Source organism: uncultured Aquitalea sp., from assembly GCF_945957525.1.
Lineage (GTDB): Bacteria > Pseudomonadota > Gammaproteobacteria > Burkholderiales > Chromobacteriaceae > Aquitalea.
The window spans coordinates 24,558-46,170 of record NZ_CAMFLA010000006.1; the positions used below are offsets into that span (position 1 = coordinate 24,558).

Consider the following 21,613-nt stretch of genomic DNA (forward strand, 5'->3'; position numbering starts at 1 on the left):
GTCTTGATTGCCCACCCGATGACAGCCCTGCGAAAATCCCCCCATGACCGATAACCGACCCGACCCGGACGCTCTGCTTGAAGAGCTCAAGCAGGATGAAATCGACGCGCGACGCGGCCGACTGAAAATCTTCTTTGGCGCCTGCGCCGGCGTGGGCAAAACCTACGCCATGCTTAGCGCCGCCCGCCTCAAGCAGCAAGAAGGCGTCAAGGTGCTGGTGGGCGTGGTGGAAACGCACGGCCGCAAGGAAACCGAGGCCCAGCTGGACGGGCTGGAGCTGCTGCCGCGCAAACAGGTGGCGTACAAGGGCCACTCGCTGGCCGAGTTCGATATCGACCAGGCCCTGGCCCGCGCGCCGGAGTTGATCCTGATTGATGAGTTCGCCCACTCCAACGTGCCGGGCTCCCGCCACGTCAAACGCTGGCAGGACGTGGAAGAGCTGCTGGCCGCCGGCATCGACGTCTACACCACGCTGAATGTGCAGCATCTGGAAAGCCTCAACGACGTGGTGGGCCAGATCACCGGCATCGTGGTGCGGGAAACCCTGCCCGATCATGTGTTCGATCAGGCCGACGAAGTATCGCTGGTGGACTTGCCGCCGGACGAGCTGCTCAGCCGGCTGGCCGCCGGCAAGGTGTATATCGCCCATCAGGCCGAACGGGCGGTAAAAAACTTCTTCCGCAAGGGCAACCTGCTGGCCTTGCGCGAGCTGGCCCTGCGCCGCACCGCCGACCGCGTGGACGCACAGATGCGCGCCTACCGCGCCGACCAGTCCATCCGCCCGGTCTGGCATGCGCGCGAGCGGCTGTTGATTTGCGTGGGCGACGGGCCGGGCACGGAAAAGCTGATCCGCGCCGGCAAGCGGCTGGCCAACAGCCTGGACGCTGACTGGATTGCCGTGTTCGTCGAAACCCCGGCGCTGCAAAAACTGTCCGAAGCCCAGCGCGCCCGCATCATGAAAGGCCTGAAGCTGGCGCAAGAGTTGGGCGCGGAAACCACCGTGCTGGGCGGCACCCATCTGGCCGCCACCCTGCTGGCCTACGCCCGCACCCGCAATGTCTCCAAACTGGTGGTGGGGCGCTCCACCCGCGGGCGGCTCAGCCGCATCTGGCGGCGCTCGCTGCTGGAAGACATCGCCCGCCACTCCGGCGATGTGGACGTCTACGTGGTGTCGCATGAGGAAAACCAGCATGACAGCGGCGCGCCGGACACCTTCAACAGCCTTCTGTTCGGCGAAGCCGCGCATCAACGTAAACACGGCTACATTGCCGCGGCCTTGTCCTGCCTGCTGGCCACCGGTGTTTCCAGCCTGCTGGACCCGTATTTTTCGCTGGTCAACGTGGTAATGATTTACCTGCTTGCGGTGGTGCTGGTGGCCGTGCGCTTCGGCCGCGGCCCCGGCGTGCTGGCCTCGTTCCTGTCTGTAGCTGTGTTCGATTATTTCTTCGTGCCACCGCGCATGTCGCTCTCGGTATCCGATACCCAATACCTGCTCACCTTCGGCATCATGCTGGCGGTAGCATTGATCATCAGTCAGCTCACCGCCCGCCTGCGCTTTGAGGCCAGCATCGCCACCTACCGCGAACGCCGCACGCGCGCGCTGTATGACTTGGGGCGAGAACTGGCCGGCGCGCTCACCGCCGCGCAAATCATTGAAACTACCATCAGCAGGCTGGAACCCCTGTTCAACGCCAGGCTCGCCGTATTCACCCCCGACAGCAAGGACAGCCTGCAGCTCTCCAGCGAGCTTGTGGCTGGCAGCGACACAGGCGTGGCGCAATGGGTATACGACAACCAGCAACCCGCCGGGCTAGGTACGCAAACCCTGCCCTCCAACGTCTTGCTTTATCTGCCCCTGAAAGCGCCAATGCGCACACGCGGGGTACTGGCGGTGCTGCCGGAAAAAATGGATAAGGTATTTCTGCCCGAGCAGCAGCGGCTGCTGGAAACCTGCGCCGCCCAGATTGCGCTGGCGCTGGAGCGGGTGCATTACGTGGAAGTGGCGCAGGACGCGCTGGTGGCGATGGAATCCGAGCGGCTGCGCAACAGCGTGTTGTCCGTGGTGTCGCATGATCTGCGCACACCGCTGACCACCCTGGTAGGGCTGTCCAGCCTGTTGGCCGAAGGCAATGTCTCCTCGGAGCAGCGCCAGGACATCGCCAACTCGATTCAGGACGAATCGCTGCGCATGAACAATCTGGTCACCAATCTGCTGGACATGGCGCGCCTGCAGTCAGGCGTCAAACTACAAAAGGAATGGCAGATGCTGGATGAGGCGGTTGGCAGCGCGGTGCGCGCCGCCAACCGCAGCCTGAGCGGCCATGCGCTGAGCATCCGGTTGCCGCCCGATCTGCCGGTGCTGGAGTATGATGCCGTGCTGATCGAGCGCGTGCTGGTCAACCTGCTGGAAAACGCAGCCAAATACACGCCCGCTGGCAGCCATATCGCGCTAGAAGCCAAACGCGACGGCGGCAAGGTTGTCGTTTGCGTCAGCGACGACGGCCCCGGCCTGCCGGACATGCAGGGTCAAAAGCTGTTTGACAAATTCACTCGCGGCAACAGCGAGTCTTCCACGCCGGGCGTGGGCCTTGGCCTCGCCATCTGCCGCAGCATCATCGAAGCGCACGGCGGCGTCATCAGCGCCGACAATCGCTTGCCGCATGGCGCTGTGTTCAGTTTCACATTGCCGGCCGGCGCCAGCCCCGCCCTGCCGCAAGAAGAGGAATTCGACGCATGAACGATCAACCGGTCAACCTCGTCATCATCGAGGACGAAAAGCCCATCCGGCATTTCCTCGCCTCCGCGCTGGCCAGCGAAGACTGGACCGTACACGAGGCGGAAACCGGCAAGCAGGGCCTGATTACCGTGGCCACCCGCAAACCGGACATGGTGATTCTGGATCTGGGCCTTCCCGACACCAGCGGCATCGAGGTCATCAAGCAACTGCGCGAATGGACCGACATCCCCATCCTGGTGCTGTCGGCCCGCACGCAAGAACATCAGAAAGTGGAAGCGCTGGACGCCGGCGCGGACGACTACCTCACCAAGCCTTTCGGCGTGGCTGAATGCCTGGCCCGCATCCGCGTACTGCTGCGCCGTCGCCAGCGCGGCAGCGCCGCCGCGGAACAAACCTTCCGCCTTGGCGACATCCGCGTCGACCTGGTCAACCGCCTGGTGTACAAGGCGGAAGAAGAAGTACACCTCACCCCCATCGAATACCGGCTGCTCGGCACGCTGATCCGCAACGCCGGCAAGGTGATCACCCACCGGGAGCTCTTGCTGGCGGTATGGGGACCATCCTATTCCGAACACAATCAGTATCTGCGGGTGTACATGGGACATCTGCGGCAAAAACTGGAAGACAACCCGGCCACGCCGCGTTACATCGTCACCGAAACCGGCGTGGGCTACCGGCTGCTGGAAGGCTAGGTCTGCCGCAATGTCAAAGCACAAGGCCGCGACGCATGTCGCGGCCTTGTGCTTCAGATCCGCCAACAAAAAACCTGATCCAGCCCTGTCTCAGGTTTTCTGTGCAATGTTGTCAGCGGCGCTTGCAGCCGAAGGCAGCGCTTCGGCCAACCTCAGCTTGGCGTCAGCACGGTACTTCAGCGTTCTTGCGCGCGTAGAACCACCAGTTGATCAGCACGCAGGTCACATAGAAGGCGATGAAGGCGTACAGCGCGGCATCCACCCCGCCGGTCATGCTGATGGAAGTACCGTAGCTCTTAGGGATAAAGAAACCGCCATACGCGCCGATTGCGCCGGAAAAGCCCAACACAGCCGCCGCCTCCTTGGTGGCTTCCGCCGTGGCCTGCTGTTGGGCCTTGGCGTCGTTGCCGGCCCAGCGCTTGTGCAGGGTAAGGAAAATGGCCGGCACTTGCATGAAGGTAGAACCGTTGCCGATGCCGGTCAGGGCAAACAAACAGAGGAACATGGCGAAGAAACCGCCAAAACTACCGCCCACGCCGCCGTGCGGCAGGAAAGCCAGCACCCCCATCACCGCGCCGATCATCAGCACGAACACCGCCTGCGTCACCTTGGCGCCGCCGATCTTGTCAGCCAGCCAGCCGCCCACCGGACGGGTCAAGGCGCCAACCAAAGGGCCGAGGAAGACATACTTGGTGGGGTCCATGTCCGGGAACTGGCCCTTCATCAGCAGGGGAAAGCCAGCGGAAAAACCGATAAAGGAACCGAAAGTGCCCACATACAGCCAGCACATCAGCCAATTGTGCTTGCGCTTGAAGATAATGGCCTGATCAGAGAAAGAAGCTTTGGCGGCGGCCAGATCGTTCATGCCGAACCAGGCGGCCAGCGTGGACAGAATGATGAACGGTACCCAGACGAAGCCAGCGTTCTGCAGCCACATCGGTTTGGAAACAGCGCCCTTGACCCAGGTTTGCGGATCGCCGCCCAGTTGGCCGAACAAACCCAGAGTGATGACGATGGGCACCACGAACTGCACCACCGACACGCCCAGATTGCCCAAGCCCGCATTCAGGCCCAGCGCCGTGCCCTTCTCCGCCTTGGGGAAGAAAAAGCTGATGTTGGACATGGAAGAGCTGAAGTTGCCGCCGCCAAAACCGCACAGCAGCGCCAACATCATCATGGTGCTGTAGGAGGTGCTCGGGTCCTGCACCGCAAAACCGATGCCCAGTGCCGGAATCAGCAGGCTGGCGGTAGACAGCGCGGTCCACTTGCGCCCGCCGAAAATCGGCACCATGAATGAGTAAAAAATCCGCAGCGTGGCGCCTGACAAGGCCGGCAGCGCCGCCAGCCAGAACAGCTGGTTCTGGCTGTAGTTGAAGCCGATGTTGGGCATGTTGAGCACGGCCACGCTCCACACCTGCCACATGATGAAGGCCAGCGTGAGCGCGGGGATGGAAATCCACAGATTGCGGCGAGCGACAGCCTTGCCTTCCTGCTGCCAGAAACCGGCGTTTTCCGGTTCCCAGCGGGTTATCAGCGATGCCATGGCGAATATCTCCTGTAGGCGACGGCGTTGCCGCCGCCTGGCTTGCGAGTCGTTGTTTATGAATGGAATGTTGTCTGGATCAGCGGCGAGCTTCGGCCAACTGGCGGCTTTCCTCTTCGCGCGCCAGCGGTTTGAAGGAGTAATGCATCCACACCAGGCTGACGCACACCGTGCCGTACATCAGCATGAAGGCACTGCTGCGCACACCGGTAAGGTCCAGCAGCGCGCCAAACAGGATAGGCAGCAGAAAGCCGCCCAAGCCGCCGGCCAGGCCCACTACGCCGGAAACCGCGCCGATGTTGTCGGTAAAATCATTGGAGATGAACTTGAAAACCGACGCCTTGCCCACGGCCATCGCGATACCAGCGACAAACAGCACCAGGGTGAACAGCGAATGGTTCAAGCCCATATGCAGGCTCATTGGGCCCTTGATGGTGGTTACTACCATCTCGGTTTGCGGGTAGGACAGGACAAAGAAGCACACCCACAGCACCCACATCACCCACCAGGTGGTCTTGTAAGCGCCGAAACGGTCGGACATCCAGCCGCCAATGGCGCGCAGTACCCCGCCGGGCAGCGAGAAACAGGCGGCCAGGAAGGCGGCTGTCTTCAGATCAAAACCATATTCGCCCACATAGTATTTGGTGAGCCACAGCGACAGGCCGACATAACCGCCGAATACGACCGAGTAATACTGGGAGTAGCGCCATACGCGCGGATCGCGCAGCACTTTTAGCTGGTCGGCAAAGGTCACGCTACCGCTCGCTACGTGGCGCGGATCGTGGTAGCTGAAGAACCAGAACAGCAACGCTGTCGCCAGCATCACGCCGGCGTACACCTGCGGCACCATGGTCCAGCCGGCCGCGGCCATGATGGCCGGGGCTACGAACTTGTTGACCGCCGCACCGGAATTGCCCGCGCCGAACACGCCCATCGCCAGGCCCTGCTTGTTGCGCGGAAACCAGCGCGCCACATAAGGCGTACCCACCGAAAACGAACCGCCCGCCAGACCGATGAACAGGCCGATGACGAGGAACTGCCAGTACTGGGTGGCGAACTCCATCAGGTAAATCGGAATCACCGTGGACAGCATCAGCACGAACAGCACGATGCGACCGCCGAATTTGTCGGTCCAGATGCCCAACGGCACCCGCACCAGCGAGCCTGACAACACCGGCGTGGCCGCCAGAATACCGAACTCGGTTTCATTCAGGCCCAGTTGCTGTTTGAGCGGTATCCCCACCACCCCCAGCATCATCCAGACCATGAAACAGACGGTGAAAGACAAAGTGCTGGACGCCAGCACTGCGTATTGCTTGTAGGTTTGCGAAGCCATCACATGCTCCCCGAGCTAGGTCTTTTATCACTGGCCTAACCTTACGCCGCGCCCAAAGCGAATCCCATTCGCCGGACGTGGGTTTGCCGAACAACAAAATGGCTAGGCCGGCTAGCCGCTTTGGCGCGAGGAAGTAGTTCTTTCGACCGATATGAGACAAGCCCCGGTCTGGGGGAGACGGCGATTGGACAGCCCGCAGGCAGAGGCGCAAGATGAGCCACGCCCTGCCGACAGACTGGCCGGCTTGATCCGTAATTGTTACGAAACCAGTACGTGTAATATATCCGTCATAATTGCAGCTTGTTTACATGGCACAATATTGTTGCAAGCAAATCCGGAAAGTGACGGTTTTGTGACAAAAATCAGGTTTCGTTTGAACATTGACAGCAGAAGGGATGAGCAATGAATGCCGCCAAGAAAATCCGTCGTTTCATTGAAGAAGGCGTGGATGCAGACCAGGTTGCCGTATTGAAAGAGTTGGCCGCCGCGCTGGAAATGGGGCGCTCATTCGATCTTGGCGCGCTGTACGAAATCGACATGCGTTATTTCGATGTGGCGCTGGATCTGCTGAAAGACTGGCGTTTCGACCATCACATCGCCGCCCGCAGCAAGCTGCTGGAACAGTTGCTGACCGAAATCGCGCCAGACCTGCGCGTGGACACGGCCAAGACCGACAGCAAGCCGGCCCAGGCGCCTGCGGAAAAAAACAAGACCAAGAGCAAAGCCGAAGCAGCCGCCAAGCCCGCTCCGGCAGCCAAAACCCCGGCAATCGACAAAAAACCGGCTGCAGCAAAGCCGGCACCAGCCAAACCGGCAGCCCCTGTCGCCAGCAAAACCCCGGCCGCACCGGTAGCCAAAGCACCAGCGGCTAAAGCCCCGGCAGTCAAGGCCGCGGTGGCCAAGCAGAACGCGCCGACAAAACCGACCACCGCCGCCGCCAGCAAAACCGCGCCCGCAACCAAGCAAACCGTCGCCAAGCCCGCGGCCAAACCGGCTACGCCGCCGGCCAACGCCAAAACCGGCAAGGACGCCAAGTAAGCCCCTCGCCAGCGCGACTGACAAGAGAAAGCCCGGCATCGCCGGGCTTTCTGCTTTCTACTGATCGGCACACCGTCACAGACCGCTCAACCGCAGACTTCGGCCAACCTCTCCGGCTGACTCACCAGAAAATTGCCCTCGCCCTGCAGTCTCGCGATGCGCGCATCGCGCTGGCGTTCCCATGCGTTAACCGGTTGCTGGCGGGCCCAGGCACACATCAGCTGGCGATCCTGCCCGCTCATGCGCAAGCCGTAGCGCTGGTGCATGTACAAGGTAATGCGCGCCGCCGCGCCTCGCACTTCAGGCCGGGGTTGGGCGCGCTTGAGCTTGAAATCCACGACGGTGCGGCACTGGCCATAGACCAGCGTGGGGTTGCTGCTCCAGGCACTGTAGGGGAAATTACTGCGATCGCCGTTTACCTCGCCCACCGCCGGCACCAGATTGTTCAGATCGCCCTCCGCCAATTTGAACACGGGATCGGACTCGGCGCACTGCTTGCGACCGCCAGCTTGCCAACACTGCCGCTGATGGCCCAGCACCCAGGCCGGCACCACGTGCTCCCACTCGATGCGGGACGCACGCTCCGCATTCTTGCGCGGCGCAAAACCGCAAGACTGCCAGTCCACGGCCTTGCCGCTGTAGCGACAGCCGCAATAAAACTCTTCCTCCATGCCGGCATATAGCCGGGGCAGCACTTTCTTGGCGCCGTTGAAATCGCGATGTCCCACCGCTTTGACGCCACTGACCAACGGCGGCAACGCTACCTGACCACTCACCGCGCCGGCGGATTCCCCACCAGCGCTACCCGCCTGCTGAACCTGCTTGAGCAGGGTCTCCCCCACTTTGGCCAGCAACTTCACTTCTCTTGGCAGGGCTTGCGCGCCGCCCTGCTGGTCACACGCCGCCAACAAGGGCAGCCACATCAACACCAGATACTTTTTCATCAACATCTAGCCGACCATGCGCGGCCGGCCCGCTCATCCAGATTCGGGAGCGGGCACTATAACGACAAGCCGGGAAAAGTCCAAACCACTACGTCATTATTTCTCGGCAACAACACGGACACATACGCCCATCAGGTTCTCCAAGACACTGAATTACCGATACCATTTCTACCAAGATGATCAGACTTGGCTGGTTTCAAGACCGGCATGAAAGCGGGTGAGCCAGTTCTCGCACTGTGCGGCGGGCATAGGTCTGGCAAACAGATAGCCCTGCCCCTGGTCCGCCCCCGCTTCGGCAAGCAAACGCGCCTGTTCACCGGTTTCCACCCCTTCGGCCACCACCGTCAACGACAGCGCGTGACCCAGCCCGACAATGGCTTCAACAATCGACAGCGCATCGCTGGCCGGCTGGATATCGGAGACGAATGAGCGATCAATCTTGATGCGGTCGATGGGCAGTTTGCGCAGATAGGCCAGGCTGGAGTAGCCGGTGCCGAAATCGTCTATCGACACCGTGACATTGCGCTCGCGCAAGCGGTGGAATAAAGCCAGGGACGACTCGCTGGCCTCTACCAGCAGGCCCTCCGTCACCTCCAGCTCAAGCAGTTCGGGCGGCAGCCCGGTGGTATCCAGCGCGCGCAGCACGCTGTCGAACAGTTGTCCGTGATGAATCTGGAACGGCGACACATTCACCGCCACCGGCAGCTTCGGCCAACCTGCCGCCTGCAGCCGCATCGCCTGTCGGCAAGCTTCCATCAAAACCCAGTCGCCGATTTGCACGATCAAGCCGTTGCGCTCGGCAATAGGTATGAATTTGTCCGGCCCCACCAGCCCCAGCTGCGGGTGATTCCAGCGCAACAGGGCCTCAAGACCAGTCACCTGCTGCCGCGCCAGATCCAGCTTCGGCTGGAAGTACAGCTCAAACTGCGCCTCCGCCAGCGCCCGGCGCAGGCTGTTTTCCATGGTCAAGCGCTCATCGGCGTCGTCGCCGATATTGCGGGTGAAAAACGCATGCCGATTGCGCCCCCGGTCCTTTGCCTGATACAGCGCGGCGTCAGCATGCCGCAGCAGAGATTCGAAATCGCCGGCATCGCCCGGGTACAGACTGATACCGATGCTGCAGCCGATATGCAGATCGTGGCTCTGGATGCGGAAGGGTTGTTCGAATTCGGCAATCAGCTCCTGCGCCACCCGCCCTGCGCCATCGCGGCCGCAATCCGTCAGCAGGATGACAAACTCGTCGCCGCCCAGCCGGGCAATGATGTCGGTGCCGCGGATGTGCTGCTGAAGGCGACCGGCTGCCGCGATGATGAGCTGATCGCCTGCGGAATGGCCCAGCGAATCGTTGATGGTCTTGAAATGATCAAAATCGAGAAACAGCACCGCCAACTCGCCATTGGCCTGTCCCGCCCGCTCCAACGCCAGCAAGGAACGCTCCATCAACTGGGTGCGGTTGGGCAAGGCGGTCAGCACGTCGAAATACGCCAGCCGGCGGATGTGTTCATCGGCAGCCTTGCGCGCCGAAACATCGGTGGCGGAGGCAATGAAGTTGCACACATGGCCGTCCGCATCGCGCACCTCGGTCACGGACAGCCACTGGGTATACGTGTCGCCGCCTTGCCGCCGGGCCCAAAGTTCGCCCTGCCAGTGGCCCTCCGCCGCCAGCGCCTTTTCTATCTGCGCCAGCTTCTGCGCGCCGGCAAAATCCACGTATAGCGCCAGCAAGGGCAAGCCCAAGCACTGCTCGCCGGCAATGCCGGTCATGTCGACAAAGGCCCGATTGACGCGCAGGATCATCAGATCCGGGTCCGTGATCATCACTGCGTCGCGTCCGTTTTCAAATACTTGCGCCGCCAGATGCAGCGCCTGCTCTCGCTCCTTGCGCTCGGTAATGTCCTGCACTGTGCCGATAATCTCGCGCGGTGCCCCCTCCGCGTCGCGTTGCAGCGAGCCCACTTCGGACAACCAGCGCCGCTGGCCGTTGTCCGGCCGCACAATCTGGTAATCCACGGAGAAGCCGCCGTTTTCCAGCAAGCCGCTGTTGATGGCGGCCAACATCGGTTCATGCTGCTCGGCCGGCACCAGCTTCAGCCACTCTTCATTACTGAAATGTACGCCTTCGCGCAAGCCGAAAATTTCGTTCAGCACCGGCGTGGATTTCCAGCTCAGATTGTCGCAGTCAGTGATGTAGCAACCAATCCGGCCAGTCTCTTGCGCCTTGCGCAGCAGGGCTTCGCTCTGTTTCAGACTGGATTCCAGCCGGCGCGCCTCTGTCACATCGGTATGCACGCCGGCCATAAACATGGGGTTGCCCTGCCCATCGCGCACCAGACAGGAATGGCTGATCATGCTGCGCCACTCGCCATCGCGATGGCGCATGCGGTATTCCACAGTAGAGTCTTCGTGCCCATCTTCCAACAAGCGCTGGTCAGACTCGAGAAACACCGCCAGATCATCCGGATGCACCCGGCTTTGAAATTCTTGGTGATCCGCGCCGAAAGCGCCCGGGCGGTAACCCAGCTGGGCGAGAAAAGCCGGACTGTAAAACATGCTGTCGGTTGCGGCGTCCCACTCCCAATAGGCCATGTCGGCAATCTTTAGCAATCGATCCAGCCGGGTCCAGGTCAGCGCCCATTGCTCGCGAAAGTGGCGACGATCGCCCACGTCGATCATCACCGCCAACCAGGCTTCATCGCCATCCGGCTCCACCATGATCTGCCGCCAGCCTTCGCGACCATCCAGCAATACCCGGTGCTCCAATTGCCAGCGGGTGCGCTCCATCCGCGAACGGTTCAGCAACCCCGCCAGCGCCGGCATGTCTTCGGGATGCACGGCGCGCGTCAGACTCTCCGGCTGACGACAAACCTCCTCCGGCGAAACACCATACAAGGCAGCAAGGCTGCCCTTGGCTTCCGCTATGCGCCAGTCGCCCTTTCCGGCAGGCAGAAAACGGCAGGTGGCGAAGGCACCGCTAAACGACATTTCTGGCAACACGGCATGCTGCATCGACATAAAAAACAGATCCGGCTGAGTGACAGGACAATGACAAATGCTCAGCCATGCCAACGGAAAGCACAAGCCGATTTGATCAAAATACCGCAAGCCGTGGCAAAAAAGCCCCTTCATGCCTAAGGAAATACCCCCGCAGCGTCGCCACCGTGGTCATCCGCCCTCTATTGCATTGCGTTCCCTTGTCGTAGTCCAGTGCCAACTGTGGCGGCGCGCCTTGTTTCAGCGATGAGACAGCTTTTTGTTGGCCGCTCCTTGCGCCGCGACGGCATGGCGTCAGAAGCGGAACTGTGCCGTTGCAGCGCGCAGGCTGACCGCCTCCTTTTGCATGTCCGCCGCAGTCTGGGCGGTTTGCTGCGCCACCACCGAGGTTTCTTCCGTCATCTGGGCAATCTGCTCCACCTGCTGCGCAATCACATTGCTGGCCATGGCCTGTTCGCGGATGGCGTTGGTGATTTCCCCTACATGGGTCATGGCCAGCGACGAGGCCTGTTCGATGTCGGCAATGGCACCGGACGCCACATCGGCATGCTGGACGCCCTGCTGCACCAGCGTCACGCTCTCCTGCATGGCAGCCGATGTTTCTCGGGATTTTTCCTGAATGGAGGCGATGACCGTGCTGATGTCCGCAGTGAGGCTGGTGGTTCTTTCGGCCAACTTGCGCACCTCGTCGGCCACCACCGCAAAGCCCCGCCCCTGCTCCCCGGCCCGCGCCGCTTCAATCGCCGCGTTCAGCGCCAGCAGATTGGTTTGATCGGCAATATCCTTGATGCTGCCAATGGACTGGGCGATAAGTTGATTGCTTTCTTCCAGCTGACGCATCGTGCCGGCGGCTTCATCCACTGTGCCGGCAATCTGGCGGATTTCCGCCAGCGTGTGGCCGATAACGGTCTGGCCCTTTTCGGCAAACTGGCCGGACTGTACGGTTTTCTCGTTGGCGGACTCGGCGCGTTCGCCGACATGGTTGATGCTGACGGTGAGCTGCTCCACTGTGGCCGAGATGCTGGCGGCGGCTTCGCTTTCCTGCACTGAGGCGGCAGCCGCCTGATGGGCCGCGCCCGCCAGCGTATCTGCCATGGTGGAAACCGACTCTGCGGAGCGGCTTACCTGCTGCAAGGCGCCAGCCACTCTTTCTTGCAGACGGTTGAAGCCCCGGGCGATAACGCCAAGCTCATCGTTGGCGGATTGATCAAGTCGGCGCGTGAAATCGAGGTGGCTGGTGATATGCGTGATGGTTTCATCCATGTCGCGCAACGGAAGCATGATACTGCGCCAGGTAGCCAGTCCAAACGCCAACAGCAAGGCAGCCGCCAGTGCGCCGGCCCCTAGGCTAAGTCCCAATGCGTAACGGATCTGGCTGGCGCTTTCCGTGCTCTGCCGATCGGCCCAGCTCTTGTTGTAGGCAAGATGATCGCTAATGGCGCGTGCCAACTCCTCGCCCTTGGGTGTCAGCTTGGCATCGCGCAGGGCAACGGCTTCCGGCAGCCTGCCGGCGTCCACAGACTGCATGAACTCGCCAGCCATACTGTGATAGCTCTCCAGCAGTCGCTGTTCGTTCTCCAGCAGTTTGCGGTCGCTGTCGTCGTACAGTGTCTTGCCATAGCTGGCCAGCGCGTCGCCGCTGTCCTTGTAATAACGCTCAAGCTCGTTTTTCAGCCCGGTTCTGACCGCCGGCTGATCGGCATTGACATAACGCAACATCACTACGCGCATCATCAATGACGATCGGGTGAAATTATTCAAGTCCAGCAAACCCGCCACGCTTTGCTCGGATAGCAGGGTGATGGTCGCACCCAGTCGATTCGCAGTCTGCAAGGAATACGCCGTCAAGGAAACCAGCGACACCACGGCAACAAGAATCAGTACAGTCAGTCTTTTGGCAATGGTCATGCCTACCCCACATCATTCGCCATATTGCAATGCATTGAAGATTAGCAGGGGCTTCTACTGAAAGTAAGTGTGGTTTAGTAAAATTTACATGACAGTAATCAAAACCATGCCTTTACATGAAAAAGCATTTTCCGTCTCACTGCGTGTCTGGCTGCTGCAATATGGCACAACCATGATCCTGCACATCATCCTCGGCGGAAGCGTGATCGCCTGAAAGCAGATCAGCCCGGTCGGCCAGCAGCCAGAACCCTTCCACGCCATCGGCAAAACGCGCCGCCGTTGCCGCCAGCGTGTAGTCGCCCATGCTTTCCAGCGCGCCGGGCAAGCCTTCGGCCAACCGCTGGAACGGGCGCACGCCAACCAGGCTATCGCCGGCAAACCGTTGCGCGTAGTAATTGTGGCCGTTAAGTCCACCGGGCAAGGGTAACCAGCCCTGCCCCACAGGCACGGCCGCCTCGGCCCGGGTCAGTGCGGCGGCCAACTCGGGTTTGATGCAGGAGATATGAATATGCAGCTGATTCTGACTGCGGCCGCTCTGTGAATTGACCGTCAGCGACACCGCCTCGCGCGGCACTGCGCTGCCGCGCAAGCGACTCATCCAGTTGCGAGCCTCCCAGGCGGCGGTCCAATAATCGGGTGCATCCGGGTTCAACAAAGCCGGGCTTTCGATGCCGCTGACCTTGTCGGTGGGAATCAACAAATACTGCAGCGAGCCCTTGATATCTTTCAGCACGATCCAGCCGCCGCCCGGCGTTTCCGGCAGCGCCACTTGGGCGCAGGGCGCAGGCTCGCCGTTTTGACGCTCATGCGGCACGCACTGCTGACTGACGATGCGCCACAAGATATCCGGATCGGCGCGCACCGCGACCGACAGCAACAAACTCAGCACAGCCAACACACAAAAACGCAGCAAACGGGAGACTGGCATCAACCGACCTTTCGTAGAGGAAGACAGCGGACCGCCATGGTAAAAACGCGACGTGCAGACGACAAGCGCGGCATCAAGAAAACGACGGCAGACGCGGCAGGCGAAACTGGGAAGTCCACAAGGCCAAGCCCATCAGCCCGCCGGAAAGCAGCACCGACACCACAAAATATCCCCGCGCGCCCAGCCAGCCCATCAAGGACGAGCAAAGCAGCGGCCCCAAGGTGCCGCCAAGTGCGTAGAGCATCAACATGGAGGCGCTTACCTCCACGCGCCGGCGTGGCGGCATGGCGTCGTTGGCGATGCCGCTGAGCGTGCCGTAAAAGGTGAAAGCGATGCTGACGTACAGCAATACCAGCGGCAGCAGCAAGGCGGTATCCAGCAAGCGGGTCAGCAACAGCGACACCACCGTCACCGCCAGCGAGGTTTTGGCCAGCAAGCGCGCGCGATCGCTGCGATCTGCCCATTTGCCCATCGGCCACTGCAGCACCGGCGCGGCCAGCAAGGCCATGCCCATGAAGTCGCCGATTTCGTGCGGGATGTAATTCAGTTCGCTCAGCATCACCGGCATCATGCTGTAAAACGCGCTGTTGAAGCAGCCGGACAGCACCGCGCCATAGAGGGCCAGCGGCGTGCGCCGCTGCAGCTGACGCATGGTGCGCAAGGCGCGGCCCACCACATTGCCGGGCGGTTGCGCCAAAAGCGCCATCGGCCGCTGGCTGGTAAGCGTGACCGGAATGATGGACAGGGCAAACAGCATGGCCACCACGATGAAAGGCCAGCCCGGCTGGGACAGCGGCAGCTTGAGCAGCCATTGCCCCATGCTGGCGCCGATGTAGCTGATGATCATGTACAGCGAGAACAACTGCCCGCGCCGCGCATTGCCCACGCTGCCGTTGAGCCAGCTTTCCACCACCATGAAGATGCCGACGATGGCCAGGCCGTTGACAAAGCGCACCAGCGCCCACAACAAGGGCGACGCCACCAGCGCCTGACCCAGCACCACGATGCAGATTACCGCCGCCAGCGCGGCGAAGGCGCGGTGATGACCATAGCGGTGCACGATGGCGCTGCAGAAAAAACCGCCGAGGAAGAAGCCGGCGTAATAGGCCGACTGCACCAGTCCCGCCACCGCCACCGGCACGCCCTGCGCCAGCAGGCTGAGCGAGGTCTGGGTGTTGCTCAGCGCGTTGCCCACCATCAGCAAGGCGTAGGCCAGCAAAAGACTGGCCACCACCCTGAGCAGGCTGCCCCAGTCGTCTGCCTCTGCCGCCCCCGTTTGTTCTGTCATGGCCATCCCGTTTGCCGAAGGAAAGTCGGACGCTCAGGCTGGCGCATTTTTATCCGTCATGCCAGACCAATAACGTCAAGCCGCATTCATAACACGACACGGCCCGCCTGGGGCGGGCCGTGCGACAACCATTACGATAACAGTCGCCTTATTGCAACGGCATGGCTGCTTGTTGCGACGCGCGCTTCTCCACGAAGCGCCTGACGTACTGGTCGGCCGGGCGGTTGAGGATGTCGTCCGGGCTGCCCACTTGCACCAGCTCGCCGTCCTTGAGAATAGCAATGCGGTTGCCGATGCGCAGCGCCTCGTCCAGATCGTGGGTGATGAAGACGATGGTTTTGCGCAAACCCGATTGCAATTGCAGCAGCTGATCCTGCATTTCGGTGCGGATCAACGGGTCCAGCGCGCTGAACGCCTCATCCATCAACAGGATGTCGGTGTCTGCCGCCAAGGCCCGCGCCAGGCCCACCCGCTGGCGCATGCCGCCCGACAGCTCATCCGGATACTTGTTCTCGTAACCGGCCAGGCCCACCTTGGCCAGCCAGCCGCGCGCAGCCTCCTGCGCCGCCTGTCTGGCCACGCCGCGCGTGGTGAGCGCGTAAGCGGCGTTTTCCAGCACGGTCTGGTGCGGCATCAAGCCGAAGCTCTGAAACACCATGCTGATCTTGTGCCGACGCAGCGACAGCAACTGCCGCTCGTCGTAACGCAGGATGTCCTCGCCGTCGATCAGTATCTCGCCGGCGCTGGGGTCGATCAGCCGGTTGAAATGCCGCACCAACGTCGACTTGCCCGAACCGGACAGGCCCATGATGACGAAGATTTCACCCTCTTCGATGCGCAGGCTGACATCGCTCAGGCCGACGTTGACGCCTGTCTGCGCCAGGATCTCTGCCTTGCGCTTGCCCTGACGCAACAACGCCAGCGTTTGGGCCGGCTGTTCGGCAAACACCTTGAACACGTGTTTTACTTCGATCTTGCTCATGCTTTTGCTCCCGCCGTCTTCTTCAGCCGCAAGCTCTTCTTCAGCCGCCCGTCCTGCCCGTAAGCCTGACTGATGCGGTCGATGACGATGGCCAGAATCACGATAGCCAGCCCGGACTGCATGCCGCGCCCCATGTCCATATTGTTGATGCCGGCCAGCACGTCCTCACCCAGCCCGCGCGAACCGATCATGGACGCGATCACCACCATGGCCAGCGCCATCATGATGGACTGGTTCACCCCGGCCATGATGCTGGGCCGCGCCAGCGGCAGTTGCACGCCAAACAGCAATTGCCAGTGCGTGGTCCCGAATGAGCGCGCCGCCTCCAGCAGGTCGCCGTCCACCTGGCGGATGCCCAGATCAGTCAGCCGCACCAAGGGCGGCAAGGCGTAAATCACGGTGGCGAAAACCGCCGGCACCTTGCCTAGGCCAAACAGCATCAGCACCGGAATCAGATACACAAAGGTGGGCAGGGTCTGCATCACGTCCAGCACCGGCACCAGGCACCAGCGCAAGCGCCGGCTGCGCGACATCAGGATGCCCAGCGGCACGCCAATGGCAATGGTCAACAGCGTGGACACCGCCATCAGCGCCAGCGTCTGCATCAGCTTGTCCCACAAGCCCAGACAGCCGATCAGATACAGCCCGGCCACCATGGTCAGTGTCAGCGTGCGGTTGCGCGTGCCGGCATAGCCGATGACAGCCACCGCAAACAACACCGCCAGTGGCGGCAGCGCCAGCAGCCCTTGCTCCAGAGGCACCAGCAGATACGTCAGCAGCAGCACCGTCACCTGGTGAAACAGGTCGCCATATTCGCGCACCACCCAGGTGACAAAGTTGTTGATGGCGTCGGCAAAGGAAAAACTGATGAAAATACCGTTGCTCATGATGTGTTTTCCAAGGAATTGCGCCTGCCCGGCTTGATGCGCGCCGGGCAGGGTTGGCCGCGTTTACTTGAGCGACTGCTGCACTTTGCCCGCCACATCGGCCGGCACCCAGGCCTTCCAGATGGCGGTGTGCTGCTTGAGGAATTCCCGCGCCATGGTTTCCGGCGGGATCTTGCGTTCGCTCATTTGCGAGATGGTCTGATTCAGCAACTCCGGCGTCACTTTCACCTTGGCGATGAAAGCGGCGATGCCCGGCTCGGCCTGCATGAAGCCCGTGCCGATGCCCACTTGCAGCTGGGTGTTGGGTGTGGCGGACGGGCAAGGCGCCTCGCCCTTGTTGGCCTGCAGAGTGGGCCAGCACTTGGCGTTGTAGGCCGGCTCCTGCAGCTGGATAAACTTGTACTTGCCCATCAGCGTGGCCGGTGCCCAGTAATAGAACAGTACCGGCTTGCCGCGCTCATAGGCGGAGCTGATGGCGGCGTCCAGCGCCGAACCGGTGCCGGCGCGGAAGTTGGTGTAAGCCGCGTCCAGTTTGTAGGCTTTCAACTTTTGCGTATTGATGCGCTCGCAATCCCAACCGGTGGGACAGTTGAGGAAGCGACCCTTGCCGGGCTCTTCCTCATCCTTGAACAGGTCTTTGTACTTGGGCAGATCCGCCACCGTGCGCAAGCCCGGCGCCATCGGTTTGATGCCGCGCCGAGCGTCGCCGCGAATCACGTAATCCGGCACAAAAAAACCTTCGTAAGCACCGCCTTGCAGCAAGTCGCCGATCAGCTTGATCTTGCCGGACTCCACGCCCTTCTTGATCACGTCGGTGCGGTTCCATTGCTCGGTCCACAGTTGCAGATCGCCGTTCACCAGCGCGGTTTCGGTGGCTGCCGTGCTGCCGGGCACGGTTTCCACCTTGCAGCCATAGCCGTCCTTGATGATTTCGCTGATGACGGCACTATAGAACTGACCGGACTCCCATGTGATGCCGGCCAGCTTTACCGGTTTGCCGGCCGAACACCAGCTGCCGGCCTGGACGCCGGCGCTGAGCGCCAGCAACAGCGCGCCTGCGCCGAAGATTGCGGATTTGCCTTGCATGATCTGTCTCCTCTTATTGGTGTCTTGCACTGCTTGCATGCCGCTGCGCCGCCTACAGGCCGCCGAAGCACAAATACTTCAGTTCCAGGTACTCCTCAATGCCGTAGCGCGAGCCTTCACGACCGAGGCCGGATTGTTTGACCCCGCCGAAAGGCCCCACTTCGTTGGAGATGAGACCGGTGTTGATGCCTACCATGCCGCACTCCAGTTGCTCCGCCACACGCCACACGCGCTGCATGTCGCGGCTGAAGAAATAGCCAGCGAGGCCAAACTCGGTATCGTTGGCGGCGGCGATCACCGCCTTGTCGTCGGCAAAGCGGAACAACGGTGCCACCGGGCCGAAGGTTTCCTCGCGGGCAAACAGCATAGCGTCGCTGGCGTCGGCAATCACGGTGGGCTGGAAAAACGTGCCGCCCAGCGCGTGACGCTGGCCGCCGGTCAGCACGCGCCCGCCCTTGGCCACCGCATCGGCAATGTGCTGCTCCACCTTGGCCACGGCCTTGTCGTCGATCAGCGGCCCCTGCGTCACTCCCTCCTCCAGCCCGAAGCCGGGGCGGAGCCGCTCTACCGCACGCACCAGTTTTTCGGCAAAGGCGTCGTACACCGCCTCATGCACATACAGGCGATTGGCGCAGACGCAGGTTTGGCCCGAATTGCGGAACTTGGACTGGATAGCCCCTTCCACGGCGGCGTCCAGATCGGCGTCGTCAAACACGATGAAGGGCGCGTTGCCGCCCAGTTCCAGCGACAATTTCTTGATGGAAGGCGCGCTCTGCGCCATCAGTTGCCGCCCCACTTCGGTAGAGCCGGTGAAGCTGAGTTTGCGCACCACCGGGCTAGCGGTGAGCTCGGCGCCGATGACGCTGGCCGAGCCGGTCAGCACATTGAACAAGCCCTTCGGCAAACCCGCCTCTTCGGCCAACCATGCCAGCGCCAGCGCCGTCAGCGGGGTCTGGCTGGCCGGCTTCAGCACCATGCCGCATCCGGCGGCGAAGGCCGGCGCGGCCTTGCGAGTGATCATGGCGGCAGGGAAATTCCACGGGGTGATGGCGGCGGCAACGCCGATGGGCTGCTTGAGCGTCAGTACGCGTTTGTCGGCCTGCGGCGTGGTTTCCACCTCGCCATGCACTCGCTTGGCCTCGTCGGCGAACCAGTCGACAAAGCTGGCGGCGTAAGCGATCTCCCCCATGGCCTCGGCCAGCGGCTTGCCTTGCTCGCAAGTGAGAATCACCGCCAGATCGCGCTGATGCGCCATCAGGGCGTCGTACCAGCGGCGCAATACCTGCGCGCGCTCCTTGCCGGTGCGACGCTGCCAATCGACTTGAGCACGTTCGGCGGCGGCGATGGCGCGACGGGTTTCTTCGGCCCCCATGGCCGGCACTTGCGCCAGCCGCTCGCCGTTGGCCGGGTTGTCCACCGCCAGGGTGCGGCCATTGTCGGCATCCCGCCACTGACCGTCGATAAGGGCCTGCTGGCGCAGCAGGCGCGGTTCGTTCAATTGCATTGGCCTCTCCTGTCAGCGCGGCGTGCGCGGAATGCGCCGCTCGTTGTTATGGTCGTTGATCACGTCGCAGGGGGTGTACAGGCGATCGATGGCCCAGCGCTCTTCATCGCTCAAAACCAGCGACAAGGCGGCTTGAGCCTGTTCCAGCTGCGCCGTTGCGTCCGCGCCCACCAGCATGGACGTGACGCCGGGACGGCCCAGCACCCAGGCCTGCGCCACTTGCGCCGGGGACACGCCGCGTTCTGCCGCTACACGTTCCACCGCCTTGCCGATGGACCAGGACACCTCATCGCCGTAAAACTCCTGTGTGAAGTTGTCCGTCTTGTTGCGCAATGAATCGGCAGCGCCGGAAAGCAGGCCGCGCGCCAGCGGGCTGAACGGCGTCACCGCCACTTGCTGGTCGATGCAATAGGGAATCATCTCCCGCTCTTCTTCGCGGTAGGCCGCGTTGAGCTGACACTGCATGGAAACAAAGCGGGTCCAGCCATTGAGATCGGCCGCATGCTGCATGCGGGCAAACTGCCAAGCGTACATGGTGGAAGCCCCGATATAACGCGCCTTGCCGCTTTTGACGATGTCGTGCAGCGCTTCCATGGTTTCTTCGATGGGGGTGTGCGGGTCGAAACCGTGCACGATGTACAGATCGAGATAATCCGTGCCGATGCGGCGCAGCGAGGCGTCAATGGCGTCCATCAGATGTTTGCGCGACAGTCCGGCGTCATTGGGCCCCGGCCCCATGGCGTAGAAGGCCTTGCTGGCCAGCACCAGTTGTTGGCGCGGCGCTTTTTCCAGCAGCGCGCGGCCCACCACCTCTTCCCCCGCGCCCAGCGAGTAGAAATCCGCCATATCGAAGAAGTTGATGCCCATGTCCAGCGCCTTGTGCAGCACCGGGCGGCTTTCCGCCTCGTCCAGCACCCAGGGCCGCCAGCGCGAGCTGCCGAAAGACATGGTGCCCATGCACAGACGGGATACTTTCAGGCCGCTGCGGCCCAGATTGACGTAATCCATGCTCGCCCTCACGCCGCGCTGTCAAAGAAAGGATTGGCCGGCTGACGACTGGCTTCCGCCGCCTCCGCCAGGCTAGGCAGATTGCGCATGGCGCGGGCAATGGCTTCGCGGGTGGCGCGGTGGTTGTTGGCGAACACCTCTTGCGCGTTGTCGGCGCTCCAGTTCACCCAGACGGCCGCCACAACGGCCCACTCGTTTTCCGCTTCCGGCGGCAGCAGTCCTTCCAGCAAGCACTCCTGCACTCCCTTGGCCACACCGGCCTGCGCCGGCCCCCAGGTCATGTTTTCGTGGGTTTCGCCGCGCAAGTCGGCCTTGGCCACGAACAACGTGGCCGGTTTCACCGGCACATTGGGCTTGAGGCAGGTCATGAAGGGGATGTAGCCCAGACGCGGGGCGGCCAGGCTGTTGGCCAGCGCCTGCCCCACCGGCCCCTGTCGCGGGCCGATCAATACATTGATGTGGGCGGCGTTGGGACCGCTGCCGACAAAGGATTCGCCGATATGCATGAGTTGCGCTCTCCGTGAGTGCCTTGAAAAAGAAGGCGGCAGGCAAACCGGGCCTTGAATCCGCAGACAACCCCTGCTCCTGCCTTACGCGCCTTGCCTCGGGTTTTCGGCGGGCGCGTTGCGGGGTTTGCCAGCGTTCTTGGCTGGGCCGGCTTTCAACTTTTGCTTGCCAGGTTTTCAAGCAGAGTAAACGCTGCCAATGAGCGGCTTCAATGCAGTCAATCCGAGTAAATGT

Annotated in this window: 16 protein-coding genes; 3 read left to right on the plus strand and 13 right to left on the minus strand. The window is 62.0% G+C overall.

The window, feature by feature from the left end:
* The first annotated feature begins 43 nt into the window (after positions 1-43).
* Together Q0P52_RS07125 and Q0P52_RS07130 are read left to right on the plus strand one after the other, a co-directional pair.
* Positions 44-2,737 carry a sensor histidine kinase KdpD gene (locus Q0P52_RS07125; protein WP_293813688.1) on the plus strand — a complete coding sequence of 898 codons (2,694 nt, stop codon included), beginning with the start codon at positions 44-46 and terminating at the stop codon, positions 2,735-2,737.
* A complete protein-coding gene (locus Q0P52_RS07130; RefSeq protein WP_293765421.1) occupies positions 2,734-3,429 on the plus strand; it encodes a response regulator in 696 nt (231 codons plus the stop codon). The genes Q0P52_RS07125 and Q0P52_RS07130 overlap by 4 nt, the downstream gene beginning before the upstream one ends.
* A gap of 163 nt (positions 3,430-3,592) precedes the next feature.
* Here the strand turns inward: Q0P52_RS07130 and Q0P52_RS07135 are convergent, their stop codons facing one another.
* Together Q0P52_RS07135 and Q0P52_RS07140 are read right to left on the minus strand one after the other, a co-directional pair.
* Positions 3,593-4,972 carry a NarK family nitrate/nitrite MFS transporter gene (locus Q0P52_RS07135; protein ID WP_293765422.1) on the minus strand — a complete coding sequence of 460 codons (1,380 nt, stop codon included), beginning with the start codon at positions 4,970-4,972 and terminating at the stop codon, positions 3,593-3,595.
* 79 nt (positions 4,973-5,051) lie between these two features.
* Positions 5,052-6,308 carry a nitrate/nitrite transporter gene (locus tag Q0P52_RS07140; RefSeq protein ID WP_293765423.1) on the minus strand — a complete coding sequence of 419 codons (1,257 nt, stop codon included), beginning with the start codon at positions 6,306-6,308 and terminating at the stop codon, positions 5,052-5,054.
* Between the two features lie 402 nt (positions 6,309-6,710).
* Here Q0P52_RS07140 and Q0P52_RS07145 point away from each other — a divergent pair, with 402 nt between their 5' ends.
* Positions 6,711-7,346: a hypothetical protein gene (locus Q0P52_RS07145; protein WP_293765424.1), complete on the plus strand. Its 636-nt coding sequence runs from the start codon at positions 6,711-6,713 to the stop codon at positions 7,344-7,346.
* Positions 7,347-7,432: 86 nt separating this feature from the next.
* Here the strand turns inward: Q0P52_RS07145 and Q0P52_RS07150 are convergent, their stop codons facing one another.
* The 11 genes from Q0P52_RS07150 to fae form a co-directional block, all read right to left on the minus strand.
* Complete coding sequence (locus Q0P52_RS07150) at positions 7,433-8,290, minus strand: endonuclease (RefSeq protein ID WP_293765425.1); 858 nt, start codon at positions 8,288-8,290, stop codon at positions 7,433-7,435.
* 180 nt (positions 8,291-8,470) lie between these two features.
* Positions 8,471-11,302, minus strand: a complete 2,832-nt coding sequence (locus Q0P52_RS07155) for an EAL domain-containing protein (RefSeq protein WP_293765426.1) — start codon at positions 11,300-11,302, stop codon at positions 8,471-8,473.
* A gap of 273 nt (positions 11,303-11,575) precedes the next feature.
* Positions 11,576-13,189 carry a methyl-accepting chemotaxis protein gene (locus Q0P52_RS07160; protein ID WP_293765427.1) on the minus strand — a complete coding sequence of 538 codons (1,614 nt, stop codon included), beginning with the start codon at positions 13,187-13,189 and terminating at the stop codon, positions 11,576-11,578.
* Between the two features lie 136 nt (positions 13,190-13,325).
* Positions 13,326-14,117 (minus strand): CDP-diacylglycerol diphosphatase, encoded by a 792-nt coding sequence (locus Q0P52_RS07165; protein WP_293765428.1) that lies wholly within the window; start codon positions 14,115-14,117, stop codon positions 13,326-13,328.
* A gap of 73 nt (positions 14,118-14,190) precedes the next feature.
* Complete coding sequence (locus Q0P52_RS07170; RefSeq protein WP_293765429.1) at positions 14,191-15,405, minus strand: MFS transporter; 1,215 nt, start codon at positions 15,403-15,405, stop codon at positions 14,191-14,193.
* Between the two features lie 148 nt (positions 15,406-15,553).
* Positions 15,554-16,387 carry a betaine/proline/choline family ABC transporter ATP-binding protein gene (locus Q0P52_RS07175; protein WP_293765431.1) on the minus strand — a complete coding sequence of 278 codons (834 nt, stop codon included), beginning with the start codon at positions 16,385-16,387 and terminating at the stop codon, positions 15,554-15,556.
* The gene (locus Q0P52_RS07180) at positions 16,384-17,274 is read right to left on the minus strand and encodes a proline/glycine betaine ABC transporter permease (protein ID WP_293765433.1); all 891 of its coding nucleotides are present in this window, start codon (positions 17,272-17,274) and stop codon (positions 16,384-16,386) included. Before Q0P52_RS07180 ends, Q0P52_RS07175 begins: the two co-directional genes overlap by 4 nt.
* Positions 17,275-17,337: 63 nt before the next feature.
* Positions 17,338-18,360: an ABC transporter substrate-binding protein gene (locus tag Q0P52_RS07185; RefSeq protein ID WP_293765435.1), complete on the minus strand. Its 1,023-nt coding sequence runs from the start codon at positions 18,358-18,360 to the stop codon at positions 17,338-17,340.
* 52 nt (positions 18,361-18,412) lie between these two features.
* On the minus strand, positions 18,413-19,864 hold the full coding sequence (locus tag Q0P52_RS07190; protein WP_293765437.1) for an NAD-dependent succinate-semialdehyde dehydrogenase: 1,452 nt from the start codon (positions 19,862-19,864) through the stop codon (positions 18,413-18,415).
* A 12-nt stretch (positions 19,865-19,876) separates the two neighbouring features.
* Positions 19,877-20,872, minus strand: coding sequence for an aldo/keto reductase (locus Q0P52_RS07195; protein ID WP_293765439.1), 996 nt, complete (start codon positions 20,870-20,872; stop codon positions 19,877-19,879).
* A gap of 8 nt (positions 20,873-20,880) precedes the next feature.
* Positions 20,881-21,378, minus strand: a complete 498-nt coding sequence (fae, locus tag Q0P52_RS07200; protein WP_293765441.1) for a formaldehyde-activating enzyme — start codon at positions 21,376-21,378, stop codon at positions 20,881-20,883.
* Between the last annotated feature and the right edge of the window lie 235 nt (positions 21,379-21,613).